This is a genomic window from Azospirillum sp. B21 (assembly GCF_008364825.1).
Classification (GTDB): Bacteria; Pseudomonadota; Alphaproteobacteria; order Azospirillales; family Azospirillaceae; genus Azospirillum.
This window is the reverse complement of record NZ_VTTO01000003.1, coordinates 577,432-590,702: the sequence shown is the minus strand read 5'-3', so window position 1 is coordinate 590,702 and position 13,271 is coordinate 577,432. Positions and strand designations below refer to the sequence as shown.

10 protein-coding genes are annotated in these 13,271 nt (G+C 68.8%); 4 read left to right on the top strand and 6 right to left on the bottom strand.

What is annotated here, in order from left to right:
* Window positions 1–51 precede the first annotated feature (51 nt).
* Window positions 52–2,442, top strand: coding sequence for an LPS assembly protein LptD (gene lptD / locus FZ983_RS10930; protein WP_149223567.1), 2,391 nt, complete (start codon window positions 52–54; stop codon window positions 2,440–2,442).
* A gap of 125 nt (window positions 2,443–2,567) precedes the next feature.
* Complete coding sequence (locus tag FZ983_RS10925) at window positions 2,568–3,293, top strand: hypothetical protein (protein WP_149223566.1); 726 nt, start codon at window positions 2,568–2,570, stop codon at window positions 3,291–3,293.
* Here the strand turns inward: FZ983_RS10925 and FZ983_RS10920 are convergent.
* The 4 genes from FZ983_RS10920 to FZ983_RS10905 are packed head-to-tail and all read right to left on the bottom strand — an operon-like array spanning window position 3,284 to window position 7,624.
* Window positions 3,284–5,320, bottom strand: coding sequence for a glycosyltransferase family 41 protein (locus FZ983_RS10920; RefSeq protein WP_149223565.1), 2,037 nt, complete (start codon window positions 5,318–5,320; stop codon window positions 3,284–3,286). The genes FZ983_RS10925 and FZ983_RS10920 overlap by 10 nt on opposite strands.
* Entirely contained in the window at window positions 5,317–5,685 is a 369-nt protein-coding gene (locus tag FZ983_RS10915) for a YdbL family protein (RefSeq protein WP_149223564.1), read from the bottom strand. The genes FZ983_RS10920 and FZ983_RS10915 overlap by 4 nt, the downstream gene beginning before the upstream one ends.
* On the bottom strand, window positions 5,685–5,945 hold the full coding sequence (locus tag FZ983_RS10910; protein WP_247883711.1) for a YnbE family lipoprotein: 261 nt from the start codon (window positions 5,943–5,945) through the stop codon (window positions 5,685–5,687). The genes FZ983_RS10915 and FZ983_RS10910 overlap by 1 nt, the downstream gene beginning before the upstream one ends.
* 8 nt (window positions 5,946–5,953) lie before the next feature.
* Window positions 5,954–7,624 carry a YdbH domain-containing protein gene (locus FZ983_RS10905; protein ID WP_149223563.1) on the bottom strand — a complete coding sequence of 557 codons (1,671 nt, stop codon included), beginning with the start codon at window positions 7,622–7,624 and terminating at the stop codon, window positions 5,954–5,956.
* Between the two features lie 187 nt (window positions 7,625–7,811).
* Here FZ983_RS10905 and FZ983_RS10900 point away from each other — a divergent pair, with 187 nt between their 5' ends.
* Complete coding sequence (locus tag FZ983_RS10900) at window positions 7,812–8,381, top strand: peptidylprolyl isomerase (protein ID WP_063634395.1); 570 nt, start codon at window positions 7,812–7,814, stop codon at window positions 8,379–8,381.
* A 91-nt stretch (window positions 8,382–8,472) separates the two neighbouring features.
* On the opposite strand, the gene FZ983_RS10895 is transcribed toward FZ983_RS10900, so the two are convergent.
* Window positions 8,473–11,145 carry a serine/threonine-protein kinase gene (locus FZ983_RS10895; protein ID WP_247883710.1) on the bottom strand — a complete coding sequence of 891 codons (2,673 nt, stop codon included), beginning with the start codon at window positions 11,143–11,145 and terminating at the stop codon, window positions 8,473–8,475.
* A 269-nt stretch (window positions 11,146–11,414) separates the two neighbouring features.
* Between FZ983_RS10895 and FZ983_RS10890 the strand changes: the two genes are divergently transcribed.
* Window positions 11,415–12,311, top strand: coding sequence for an aldose 1-epimerase (locus tag FZ983_RS10890; protein ID WP_149223562.1), 897 nt, complete (start codon window positions 11,415–11,417; stop codon window positions 12,309–12,311).
* Between the two features lie 3 nt (window positions 12,312–12,314).
* On the opposite strand, the gene FZ983_RS10885 is transcribed toward FZ983_RS10890, so the two are convergent.
* Window positions 12,315–13,229, bottom strand: a complete 915-nt coding sequence (locus tag FZ983_RS10885; protein ID WP_149223561.1) for a LysR family transcriptional regulator — start codon at window positions 13,227–13,229, stop codon at window positions 12,315–12,317.
* Between the last annotated feature and the right edge of the window lie 42 nt (window positions 13,230–13,271).

Genomic DNA, 13,271 nt, shown 5'->3' with positions numbered 1-13,271 from the left:
AGGGTCTTGAAACCGTTGACTTGGGCTTTCGCTTCCCCCAATCGTTCCGCCATGCCCAAGCACGTCTCCCGGCGCGCCCGCGCCAAAGCTCCGACCGCCGCCAATCCCATCCTGCGCTCCGGCATCGTCGGGCTGATGGTGGCGTGCGGGGTCGTCGCCGTGGATCTGGCCTTCACCGACATGGCGCAGGCCCAGTCGCCGGCCACCCCAGTTCCCGGAACCAAGCCGGCCGCCGCCCAGTCGCCGGCCGGGCAGGGAAGCGGCAATGGAACGGCCGGCGGAACGGCGAACGGGACGGCGCAGAAGCAGGACCCGGTGCTGCTCACCGCCGACCAGGTCACCTTCGACGAGGTGAACAGCCTCGTCACCGCCAGCGGCAATGTCGAGCTGGCCCAGGGCAAGCGGAGCGTCCGCGCCGACAAGATCACCTACAACCAGAAGACCAAGGTCGTCACCGCCACCGGCAAGATCCGGCTGGTGGAGCCGTCGGGCGACATCGTCTTCGCCGACTACGCCGAACTGACCGACGATCTGAAGGACGTGTTCATCGAGAACATCCGCGTCCTGATGACCGACAACGGCCGGATGGCCGGCACGGAGGGCGAGCGGCGCGAGGGTCGGCTGACGCGCGTCAACCGCGGCGTCTACAGCCCCTGCGACCTCTGCAAGGAGGACCCGACCCGGCCGCCGCTGTGGCAGATCCGCGCCGTGCGCATCGTCCACGACAACGAGGAGCACGAGGTCCGCTATCGGGACGCGACGATGGAGATCTTCGGGATCCCCGTCGCCTACACGCCTTACCTGTCGCACCCCGATCCCTCGGTCGACCGCAAGAGCGGCTTCCTGACGCCGTCCGCCGGCAACAGCTCCAACCTGGGCGCGATTCTCAAGACCCATTACTACTGGGACATCGGACCGGACCAGGACGCCACCTTCGACCTGCATTACTATTCGCAGCAGGGGCCGCTGCTGGGCGGCCAGTACCGCAAGCGCTTCGAGAACGGCCGGCTGGAGCTGGAAGGCGCCATCACCCGCGGCGACGGCGGCAACAGCACCACCGCGCCCAAGGAGACGCGCAACCGAGGCTACGTCGCCGCGCGCGGCCTGTTCGACATCGACGAGACCTGGCGCGCGGGCTTCGACATCAAGCGCGCGAGCGACCCGACTTTCCTGCGGCGCTATTACGATTTCCGCGAGGACTATCTGACCAGCAAGGCCTTCGTGGAGGGCTTCCGCGGCCGGAACTACACGGCGATCACTGGCTACAGCTTCCAGGACATGCGCTACGGGAACCCGATTCCCGAACCGGTCGCCCTGCCCTATGCGCAGTACAATGCGCTGGGCGAGCCGGGAAGCCTTTTCGGCGGCCGCTGGTCGCTGGACACCAGCCTGCTGGGCGTCTCGCGCTTCCAGAACGCTGGACCCGATACCCAGCGCGTCGTCGTGCAGCCGGGATGGGAGCGCAACATCGTTTCCAATGCCGGCTTCGTCACCACCCTGTCGGGCAGCGTGCTGGTCGCCGGCTATACGGCGCAGCAGTTCAACAACAACGACCCGACGATCCGCGGCGACGACAACATCAGCCGTTTCCGCTTCTTCCCGCAGGGGCAGGCGACCGTCCGCTATCCCTTCGTCCGCTATGGCGAAAGCTCCTCCCAGCTGATCGAGCCGATCGGCCAGCTGACCTTCGCGCCGAAGCTGCCGAACGGCCGGTTGTTCCCGAACGAGGACAGTCTGGACATCGAGTTCGACGAGGTGAACCTGCTGCAGCCCAACCGTTTCACCGGCATCGACCGGCTGGATGACGGCATGCGCTTCACCTACGGCCTGCGCACCGCCATCTACGGCAACACCCAGGGGTCGGCTAGCCTCTTCCTGGGCCAGAGCCGCCGCCTGACCGAGACCGGCGCAGGCTTCACCGGCGGCTCGGGCCTGGAGGACAGCGTGTCCGACTATGTCGGCCGTTTGGACCTGCAGCCCGCCGAGTGGCTGGATTTGAATTACGGCTTCCGCATCGACCATGAGTCGCTCCGGCCGCGCCGCCATTCGCTGAACGCCTCGGCCGGCGTGCCCCTCCTGCGGCTGTCGACCTCCTATACCTACGTCGACCAGACCACGTCGCGCACCGCGGTTACCCGCGACCGCGTGGAGCAGGCGTCGTTCGGCGTGTCGTCGCAGTTCACCGACTACTGGAGCATCGGCGTCAGCCACACCCAGGCGATGGAGCCGCAACCCGGTCCGCGATCCAGCCTGGCGGTCCTGTCCTATGCGGATGAATGCCTGGTTTTCCAGACCATCGCGCGCCGCGACTACACGGTCAGCACCACCGGCGAGCAGGACGGCAACACCATCTTCTTCCGTCTGGTCTTCAAGAATGTCGGCGAGTTCAAGAGCCCCGGCCTGAATGCCGGCTTCCTCGGCGGCAGCTCGGCCAACCAGTAGACAGAGCGCGCTCATAGCCGGGAGCGACAAGGCATCACGGCAAAATGGACGGCCAAGGGGTTGCATCCCTTGGCCGTTGCCGTTAGCCATATCGCCCGACGAGACAGCCCGCCGCGACCGATATCATGACCCTGGGACGTTACGACTACGAACGACGGTACCGCCGGCGCATGCGGGCCGGCGTGATCAAGTTCCTGCTGCTTGCCGCACTGGTTCTCGGCGTCGGGCTCTTTTCCTACCAGATGGGAATCGAGCAGCTGAAGGGCCGCGACGTGACCCTGCGGGAGGAGATCGCCACCCTGTCGCGCCAGAAGGCGGAACTGGAACTGCTGGCCACACAGATGCAGCATGCCGCCCGCACGGCGGAGGCGCGTTCCGCCGAGCTGGAAGGCCGCCTGCAGCGGGAAGTGCCGACCGGCGATCTCGCCAAGCTGACACAGCTGGTGTCGGAACGGCTGAAGAGCGGTCTGGACGCCAACCGCCTGTCCTTCGTCATCTCTCAGGCACAGGTTCAGCGCAACTGCCAGCCGGCCGAAACCAAGCGCTTCACGTTGAGCACCCCGCTGTTGAAAGGGGGGGCGCGCGGCGTGACCTTCGGCAACGGCACCGTGACCGTCACGGGCGAAGGCCAGTCCGCCCACAACACGCAGGGCAATGCCGAAAGCTGGTTCGATCCGGGACAGCCGGTGACCATCCGCATCACCGGCATCGGCGGCAAGACCGCGACGGTCGCCGGCGTGCTGCCGCTGCACCAGTCGCTGGTCGTCGACAACAGCGAGTACCGCTTCACCTTCGCCGCCTCCCAGCGCTCCTTCGTGGAGGTCACGGCGGACCGCTGCGCCTATCCCTGAGGCGGAACCCCCTGAAGCGGAACCGTGAACCCGCGCGGCGGTCCGCCCGCCGCGTGGATATCCCACATGCCGAGGTAGGCGGCCTCGATGGAGCGGGCGAAACGGTCGGTGTCGAACAGCGGGGCCGTCGCACGCGATTCCTCCAGCCGACGTTTCAGCGCGGCCAGTTCCTTTGGCATTTCGGCCAGACGCTGCGCCGACGCCTCATAGGCGTCCCAATCCGGCACCGCCAGTTCCGGCAGCCCGACGGCGCGCAGCAGGCTGGCGGCCACGCGCCCGGCGAAGGAGCGGCCCGGCACCGTCAACACCGGCAACCCGGCCCACAGGGCATCGCTCGCGGTGGTGTGGGCGCCGACCGGGCTCGAATCGAGGAAAAGGTCGGCCAGCCGGTGCCGCGCCAGATGGGCGGGACCGGGCAGCCGGGGGGCGAAGACCAGCCGCTCCGGCGCGATCCCCCGATCGGCCGCGGCGCAGCGCAGGTTGACCGCCACCTCCGCCGGCCCATCCAGCAGCCACAGGACCGATCCCGGCACCCGTTGCAGAATGCGGCACCAGCGGCCGAACAGTTCCGGCCCGATCTTGTAGGGCGCGTTGAAGGCGCAGAAGACCACGCCCTCCGCCGGAAGGCCGCAGTCGGCACGGCTGGGCACCGGCCCGATGGCGCGCTTGCGGTCGTTCGGCTGGTAGCTGTCGGGCAGATGGACGATGCGTTCGCTGTAGAAGCGCTGATGATCGGCCGGCGCCACCACCGGATCGGCGATGACATAGTCGATCGCCGGACTGCCCGTCGTTCCCGGATAGCCCAGCCATTGCGCCTGCACCGGCGCCGGCCGGCGGGCGGCAATGCCGGGCCGCGCGCCCTGGGTATGCCCCTTCAGGTCCACCAGAATGTCGATTCCCGCCCGATGGATCGCCTGCGCCGCCGCCTCGTCCGTCATTGCGGACAGGTCGAGGAAGCGGTCGAAGCCCGCGGCAAGCCGCCGGCGTAATGGCCCGCCATCGTCGGGAGCGTAGGAGCAGCCGACGATCTCGAATCGACCGCGGTCGTGCCGCTCGACCAGTTCGGCGATCAGCACCGCGGTGGCGTGCTCGTGGAAATCGGCGGAAAGATAACCGATGCGCAGCGTTGCACCCCGGGCGGTACGGGTCGGAAAGGCCGGTCCGATACCGCGGGTCTTCCAGGCGGCGTAGCGCTCGGCGCAGGCCCGTTCCAGCTCCGGCCCGGCTCCTTCGCCGAGGAAGATCCAGGGATGAACCTGCTGGGTCCGCCCCTCCCGCACCAGCCCGACAAGCTTGGCGGACAGCGCCTCCAGCCCATCCCAGCGGCAGAGATGCCGGCGCTGCTGCACCAGCTGCGCCAGCACCCCGCCGGGGTCGGGCAGGCCGATGAGCAGGGCGCGCTCGAAGCCCGTCAGGCTGGCGGTATCGTCTTTCGCTCCGCCTCGCTGCCCGCGCTCCTTCAAGGTCAGGGCTAGGTTCGCCTGCCCCTCCGCCAGATCGGGCCGCAGACACAGGCAGGCACGGAACCCGCCGACGGCGCGGTCCAGGTCGCCGCGGCTGCGGTGCAGAGCCGCCAGGGCAAGCCGCGCCGGCACCAGCATCGGGTCGAGCGCCATCGCGCGACGCAAGGCCGCGTCGGCCTCGTCCAGCCGGCCGAGCTCGCGCAACAGTACACCCTGATTGCAGAGCGCCGGGGCAAAGCGCGGCATCAGGCGCGCGGCCTCGCCATAGGCCGACGCTGCGTCCGCCGGGCGGCCCAGCGCCTGCAGGGTCACGCCCCAATTGAAATGGTTGCCGCCAAAGTCCGGCAGCCACGCCAGCGCCTTGCGGTGATGGGCCTCCGCCTCTGCCAGCCGGCCTTGGCGCCGCAGCGCCTCGCCGAAGTTGGAGCGGGCGACCGCCTCATCCGGCGTGCCGGCCTGCCCTGCTGCATCGAGCGCCGCGAACAATGCTGTCAACAGCGCGCCGTCGCCGGGCTTGCCGGCCAGACGGCAGCGCAGGTCGGCGACGGTGGCTGCGTCGGTCACTTCCGCTGCCACTGGCCGGCGGCGGTCATCACGAACTGGCCTGCTGGGGTCCGCTCGATCAATTGCTGGCCGGCGACCGCCTGAACCTTGTCGAGCGCCGTGCCGTTGCCTTTGGCGATTTCCCGGTAGCGGGCGAGCCGCTGGGCGTTCACCTGCTCGGCCAACGCCTGGGCCGTGGCGGGAGCGCCGGGAACGGCACCGACCAGCCCATCCGGACGCTCGCCGATCTGGCCCGCGGCCTTGGCGGCGGCCAGCGCATCCTGCGCAAAGGCCAGCGACGGCAGGGTGGAGGCCAGCAGCCCCGCGGCCATGGCTGACAGGGCCAGCCGGTTGAAGCGGCGGCGGGTGATGGGATGGGTCGTCATCACTGTTTCCCCTTGGCAGGAGAGGGCACGGAGTCCGTGGGCAGGCCGAACAGGGCGGGGTCGTTGCGGATGGCGTCGTCGACGTCGCGTTCCAGCTTGACCCGCACCTCCTGCTCGATGCGGACATTCAAGTTGATCTCGATGGGTTTGTCGGGCGCTTCGATCTTGACCGTGGGGGCACAGGCCGCCGCCGCGACGGACAACAGCAGGGCGGCCATCAGGCGCGCGGATGGGAGTGCGGATGGGAGTTTGGTTACCATGGTGGCGATCAGGGGTCCTTCTGGTCGAAGCCGGTCATGCGGTCCCGCAGCGTGTCGGGGATCCGGTAGACGTCGAGGTTCTGGCGCAGAATCCGGTCGAGCGCGCCCGACAGCTTAAGGTTAAGCGCAACCGGATAGCCATCGTAGAATGACGGGTTGGCGCCGCGCAGCGACAGGCCGGCGCTGAGTTCGCCACCGGCCCGCCCGTCGATGGTGATCCGCAGGCTGTCGTATCGGAAGTCGGTCAGTGCCCCCATCAGCATGGCGGTGGGGCTTCCCTCCTCCCCCTTCAGGGCGGCGGGCGGGTTGGCGGGATCGTAGCGCAGGGTGCCGGGGGCGGCGGATTCCAGCACGCCGCCATTCAGCGTCACGGTGTCGTCTGCGAAGACCACCGGCAGGGTGCCGCCCAGCTTTCCGCTCGCCTCCAGCCCGTCGACGGCGATCAGTTCCAGCAGCTTGGCTGCATCGATCCCCTCGGCATGCAGGGTGACGGCTCCCTTGGGTGCGGCGGGCGCCAGCTTGAACGGATCGGCGCGCAGCGTACCGCCGGCCCAGCGCCATTCCGCGCGGCCCACGTCCAGCCGCCCGTCGCGCCCATAGCCGAACTGCAGAGTGCCGTCGGTCAGCGGCACGCCGACGTCGAGCAGGCCGATGGACAGCTTCTGTCCGGCGGGGATCACCGGCGGAGACAGGCTGGACAGGGCGACCGTTCCCGCCACACCGGCGACGGTCACCGGCCCGGCGACGCCGGCCAGCCCCTTCACCGTCGCCTGCCCGGCCGTGGTCATGCCCTTGCCGTCCCAGGCGATTGTCGCCTTGCCCGACAGGATGCCGGAGGCCTTCTGGAGAAATGTCGCCGCCAGCGGCGAAATGGCGGCAAGTCCCGGCCCGTCCTGAGCAAGCACGACCGGCTTCGCCACCACCTCCACCCGGCCGGCGCCGGCGGTCTGGTCATGGCTACCGGCCAGCGTTACGGACAGCAGGCCCTGCGCATCCCTCGCGGTGCCGGCGATGGACCAGGGCTGCTCCCCCTCCTGAACGGCACGGAGGGTGACGGCGAGCGGCACGACCGGTGCCGGCTTGGCGGTGTTGGTCAGCTTCGCGACGGTTGCGTCCGCCTGCCGCCCGTTCCCGTCCTGCTCCAGCCGCAACACCAACTGATCGGCACGCAGACCGCTGGCCGGCACGTCGAGCCGCGGCGCCTTCACCTCTGCCGCCACGTCGAGGCGCGACGGCGACCAGCGCAGCAGCGGTCGATCCGGCGCGGCGCAGACCGTCGCTTCCTGCGGAAGGACCAGCGTCTGGGCGCTAATCGTCAGCTTCTCCACAACGGCAGGCAGGCAGCCGTCGGGGCTGACGGTCAGCGTCCCGCCCTCCATCCCCACCCGCAACGCACCGGACAGCGTGACGCGGCCGGCCATCGGCAATTCCAGCGTCGGGGCCGCGGCCTCCAGCAGTCCGCTGCCGGCGGTGAACTCCAGCCGCAGCCCGTCCCAGCCGTCGGCGATCCGCAATCCGGTGACGGTGACCTCTGCCCCGGCGAAGCCGGAGTCGCGCAGCAGTTCGGTCGCCACTCCCCCGATCAGGGCGGGACCGGCCAGAATGGCACCGCCAAGGCCGACGACGCCCAGCGTCACCGCAACCGCCGCCGTTCCCGCTATCGCCCGTCCCAGCCTCACCCGCCGTCCCCTCCCCGCTCCTGCGATCCGAATGGCTTGCCATGTCCTTGCCGCGATGAACACCCGGACAAGCGTCGGTCATCCGTGACTTTTGGCGGATCGTCACCCCCCGCCAGCGCGGCTTTGCATTCCCCCGCTTTTCCCCTATGGTCCGGGGCGCGGATTTCGGCTCATCGGAGTGTTTCGCATGAAGCGGTGGACCCGCGCGTTGCTGGCGGCCTTGTTCGCCACAATCTTCACTGTCTCGTTCTTTACAGTCTCGCAAGGGGAGGCGAAGGCCTTGGATCCGGAAAACACCATTTACCTCGACCTCAAGGATGGTCGCGTGGTGATCGAACTGCGGCCCGACCTGGCGCCGAACCACGTCGCCCGCATCAAGGAACTGACCCGCCAGGGCTTCTACGACGGCGTCGTCTTCCACCGCGTCATCGACGGCTTCATGGCCCAGACCGGCGACCCGACCGGCACCGGCATGGGCGGCTCCGGCAAGAAGCTGAAGGCCGAGTTCTCCAGCGCTCCGCACATCCGCGGCACCCTGTCGATGGCCCGCGCGCAGGATCCGGACAGCGCCGACAGCCAGTTCTTCATCTGCTTCGCGCCCTCCAACTTCCTGGACCGCCAGTACACGGTCTGGGGCCGTGTGGTCGAGGGCATGGAGTTCGTGGACATGATCAAGAAGGGCAGCCAGTCCCGCAACGGTCAGGTCACCGACCCGGACAAGATCATCAAGATGCAGGTCGCTGCCGACGCCAAGTAACGGCATCGCTCCAGCGGACCAGGAAAGGGGGACCGGTGCGCCGGTCCCCCTTTTTCATGCCCAGTTCACGTAACTGTCGGTCACGCCACGGTCAGCCGCCGGCCAATGCCGCGGTCATCGCGCGCAGCAGATCCTTCATCGACTGCGGCCGGTCCTGCCAGCGCATCGCCAGCCCGGACATCAGCACCTTCTCGAATCCCGGCGGCAGCGCCACCCCCAGTTCGGACGGCCTCGGCACCTTGTCGTTCATGAAGCGGGCGGTGGCGTCCGGCGGGGTGCGGCCGGTCAGCGCCAGATAGATCGTGGCGCACAGCGCATACACGTCCGACCAGGCGCCCTGACGCCCTTCGTTCGAATATTGCTCCGGCGGGGCGTAGCCCGGCTTCAGGATGACGGTCAGTCCGGCCCCCGGCCGCGCCGTCTGCCGGGCCGCGCCGAAGTCCAGCAGCTTGCGGTCGCCGCCGTTGGTCAGGAAGATGTTGTCCGGGCTGACGTCGCGATGGATCAGCCCCTGCTCGTGGATGGCCTGCAGCGCCTTGGCGATGGGCGTCACCACCGACAGCGTTCGCCTCACGTCGATCCGGCCGCCGCAATCGGCCAGATACTTCTTCATGGTGCGGCCTTCCAGCAGCTCCATCACCAAATAGGCGGTGCCGTTCTCCTCGAAGAAGTCCTGGACGCCGACGATCTCGCGCACCTCGCGCAGGCGGGCCAGCGTCCGCGCCTCCTCCAGGAACTTGGTGAGGCCGGCGGCAAAGGTCTCCGCATGCTCGTCGGAGAAGGGGGAAACGGCGGCGGCGTTGGGAAGGCGCGCGATCAGGTTGGCGGGGTAATATTCCTTGATGGCCACCTTCACCCGCAGCCGGTCGTCCCAACCCAGATAGGTGGCGCCGAAACCGCCCTGCCCCAGCACCCGTCCGGCGCGGTAGCGGTCATGCAGAAGCGTGCCGGGCGCCAGATGCACCCCCGGCCGGTTGTCCGACTTAGCAGGGAAGCCGCAGCCGGTGCAGGGACCGCTCCGTCCGCGGGCCGATCCGTGGACCGAGTAGCAGCTCGGGCACAACTCTTCCGAGGCCGTCACCGGGGCCGTGGCAGCCGGCGCGCAAACCAGAACCGTATCCGCCGGCGCCCGGTTTGCGGCAGGCATGTCGGCGATGGCGACGGCGGCCGGATTGCAGACGGTATCGGTGCTGCGCGGCCCCGGCTGATGCGCAGCCGGCCCCGGCATCGCCACCGGCGGCGGAGCGGGCGCGGTGGCCATCTGGCGCAGACGGTCGAGCAGATGCAGCAGCCGGCGCACCTCGGCCTGGGCGACATCGCTGTCGGGCTGGGCGATCTCGGCCTGGAACTGCGGCTGGCGGACGATCTCCAGGATGTGCTGCCGCACCAGCGGCAGGGCGCCGTCCTCGCGGATCAGTCCGGAACAGGCGACCTCCGCCAACCGGATGGTACGGCGGCGCAGCACCGGCTCCACCTGCTTCAGCCGGACGGCAAGCTGGCCGGTCTTGACATACTCGTCGACGGAGCGTTCGGCACGGGCGGCGATCCGCTCACAGTCATCGGCCGGCAGCGGAGCGGAGCGGACGGCGGCCAGCGCGCGGGCGAAGTCGCGCTCCAGCAGCGCCGTGTCCGGCGTCTGCACCAGCATGTTCTCGATCAGCAGCTCATTGCCGACTGCGGCATCGAGAGAAGCGAGGATTTCGTCCGCATGGCGTTCCCCGGCGGCGGTGGCGGCGACACGGGTGAGATAGTGGATGCGGCAGATCAGGTCCGGCTGTCCTTCGCCGAGGCCGATGATGGAGCGGCGATAGGCACTGGCCCCGCCCTGCTCCAGCCGGCGCGAATAGCGCACGGTCAGCGCATCCGCCATCGCCGCTCCGCCGATCAGCCCGTCGCGGGTCAGCAGATGCCCGGTCAGCGTCTTCAGCAGTTCCGCCTCCTGGTCGAAGGCGCCGCGGCCCAGCGGCTGGGGCGCCTTCAACTGCCGGCGGATGCGGTCCAGCACGGCGGCCTTCGCCATCGGAAGCTTGCCCTGCCGGAACAGGGCGTTCAGCACGCCGATGCGATTCGGCCCCATGGCCTCCATGCCGATGCGGCCGAACAGCATGTCGCACAGGGTGGACAGCAGGGTTCCCGGCAACAGGTTAGCACCGAACAGGTCCGCCCCCGCCGCGGCGGACGCCAGAATATCGCCGATCACTCCGTCGACCGCGGCGGCCAGCCGTTCGTCCCGGTCCCACTGGTGCAGTTCCAGCAGCCGGTCCAGCTTGCCGCCCCAGCTCTTGATCTCCACCAGTTCCAGGGATACCGCCACCCGCAGATCGTACCCGGCGTCGCCGGTCGGCGTCGCGGTTCCCTGCGACAGCAGCCAGTCCACCGGCCGGCGTCCGCGCGGCATGGCGGCAAAGGCGGCCTGGGCGGTGCGCGCCCTGGCCCAGCTCTCATCCACCGCGCTGCGGATGGCCTGACGTCGCCTCGACTGCTCCTGCCCCGGCGCACGGGCCTGCACGGCGGCGACCCTGGTGATGGCGGACTCCACCAGCGCCCCCTGGTCCAGGCAGGATTTCAGCGGCTTGGCGAGATGGATCAGTTCGGTGGGGGTCAGGCACAGCGGGTCCAGGTACGGACGCAGCGCGACGCCGATCACCATCCGCGCCGGCAGCGCATGGTAATCCGCCAGCGCGCCGCACAGTTCCGCCTCGTCGAGCGAGCCCATGGCGGCCTGCGGTGGCGGCATCGCGCGGCTGAGCGGTGAACTAGACACTCCCGACCTTTCCTGCAGATGCCCCCCGAGGCCCGAGCACGCAAGGCGATTTGCAACAACGGGGCACTCCCCGCGTTGACATCCGCGGCTGCGCGCACCCCGGTTTGCGCCCCATCGTCGCCGGTGGAGGGTAAAGGAGGGGTGTACGATACCCACATTTTTCGTCAAACACACAGAAGCTGTGTCAGCGTTGCGCCACCGGCGGCGGCCGTTCCTTTCGGTCTTCGCATGTGCGATAAAAATCCGGACGCTGACGATGGGAGAAACGCATGATCCGGACCGGTACCATCATCGCGTTGCGGCACGGGGCCATGACGCTCGCCGCGGCTCCGCATATCGGCGGGTCTCTGGCGAGTTGGAGCCTGTCGACGCCCAGTGGTCCGGTCGATCTCTTCCGCCCCGCCTCGGGCCGTGCGCTGGCCGGCGATTTCGCCCCGGACATGGCCTGCTTCCCGCTGGTCCCCTTCTCCAACCGCATCGGCGGCGGCCGTTTCGTCTTCCAGGGGCGAGAGGTCGTGCTCGCCACCGATCCCGGATCGCCGCACCGCATCCACGGCCATGGCTGGTCAACTCCCTGGACCGTGGAGGCCGCGGCCGACGATGCGCTCCGCATGGGCTTCGCCCACCGCGCCGACGACTGGCCTTGGAGCTACCGTGCGACGCAGACCGTTGCGCTCGATGGCGAGGGACTGACCGTCACTCTCGACCTGATCAACGAGTCCGACAGCGACATGCCGGCCGGGCTGGGGCTGCATCCCTATTTCGCGAAATCGCCGGGCAGCATCGTCACCGCCGACATACGCGCAGTCTGGGACAATGACGACACAATCCTGCCCTCCTGCCGCCGCCCGGTGCCGGCCGCCTGGGACTTTCGCCACGGCGTGGTCATGGATCATGCCGCACTGGACAACGGCTTCACGGGATGGTCGGGCACGGCGACGCTGGATCGCCCGCAAGAGCGGCTGCGCCTGACAATGATCGCCGACGGGCCGGTCGGCCACTTGATCGTCTATGCCCCGCCCGGCGAGCCCTATCTGTGCCTGGAGCCGGTCAGCCACATGACCGACGCGCTGAACCGCCCGCAGGAGGCGGATGCCGGAATCATCGCCCTGCCGGCGGGAGAGCGGTTGTCGATGACCGTGCGATTCCTCGTGTCGGGAACATAGGTATCAAGAACCTGGGGAAACGCCCTTTGCACCGAGTTCGCGGGCCAAGCCGATGAAGGCCCTGAAGGCGGCCGACGGATTGCGTCGTCCGGAATAGTAGAGGCAGAGCCCGGAACGCGGCGGCGTCCAGTCATCGAGCGCGCGGACGAGACGGCCCGCCTCGATGTCGGCCCGCACGTCCGACTCCATGAAGAATCCGAGACCCACACCTTCGAGGGCGGCGATTCGCGCCAGGCTGGCCTCGTCCAAGGTGATCGGTCCATCGACGTCGATCTGCGCCGATTGCCCGTCCTTCTCGAATTGCCACCGGAAAAGGGCGCCGTTCGGAAGGCGGACACGAATGCACGGGTGATTGAGCAGGTCAGGCGGCACGCGCGGCCGACCATGCGTCGCGAAATAGGCCGGCGACCCGACAACGGCATATCGCTGCGGGCGTCCCAGGGAGATCGCGATCATGTCGCTTGGAACGAGATCGGCCACCCGTACACCAAGATCGAATGCCTCGGCGACGATATCCACCAGTCGCCCTTCGGTGACGAGGTCGACATGCACCTGCGGATGGCGGCGCAGGAACTCCAGCACCAGCGGCGACAGGATCTCGCGCGCCGCCGTGGCGAATGCGTTGATGCGCAGCGTGCCTGACGGGATCGTCTGCTGCGACCGCACGGCTTCCAGGGCGCCGTGAACATCCCGCAACGCCGGACCGACCTGCTCGACGAACACCCGGCCGGCATCGGTGAGCGATACGCTCCGCGTCGTTCGGTTGAACAGACGGACACCGAGGCCGGATTCGAGTTTTCCGACGGCATTGCTGAGCGCGGTCGTCGACATACCCAGGTCGAGCGCCGCCGCGCGAAACGACCCCCTTCGCGCAATGGCGATGACCGCATCCAGATCGTTCAGGTCAGCCCGGTACATTGTCCCGCAAATCGAAATTCCGCATCCCATTTTATCCCGATT

Bases quoted from the DNA above. Each gene is read 5' to 3' on its own strand.
- lptD (WP_149223567.1), top strand. From the start codon at position 52: ATGCCCAAGCACGTCTCCCGGCGCGCCCGCGCCAAAGCTCCGACCGCC.
- FZ983_RS10925 (WP_149223566.1), top strand. From the start codon at position 2,568: ATGACCCTGGGACGTTACGACTACGAACGACGGTACCGCCGGCGCATG.
- FZ983_RS10915 (WP_149223564.1), bottom strand. From the start codon at position 5,685: ATGACGACCCATCCCATCACCCGCCGCCGCTTCAACCGGCTGGCCCTG.
- FZ983_RS10910 (WP_247883711.1), bottom strand. From the start codon at position 5,945: ATGGTAACCAAACTCCCATCCGCACTCCCATCCGCGCGCCTGATGGCC.
- FZ983_RS10900 (WP_063634395.1), top strand. From the start codon at position 7,812: ATGAAGCGGTGGACCCGCGCGTTGCTGGCGGCCTTGTTCGCCACAATC.
- FZ983_RS10890 (WP_149223562.1), top strand. From the start codon at position 11,415: ATGATCCGGACCGGTACCATCATCGCGTTGCGGCACGGGGCCATGACG.
- FZ983_RS10885 (WP_149223561.1), bottom strand. From the start codon at position 13,229: ATGTACCGGGCTGACCTGAACGATCTGGATGCGGTCATCGCCATTGCG.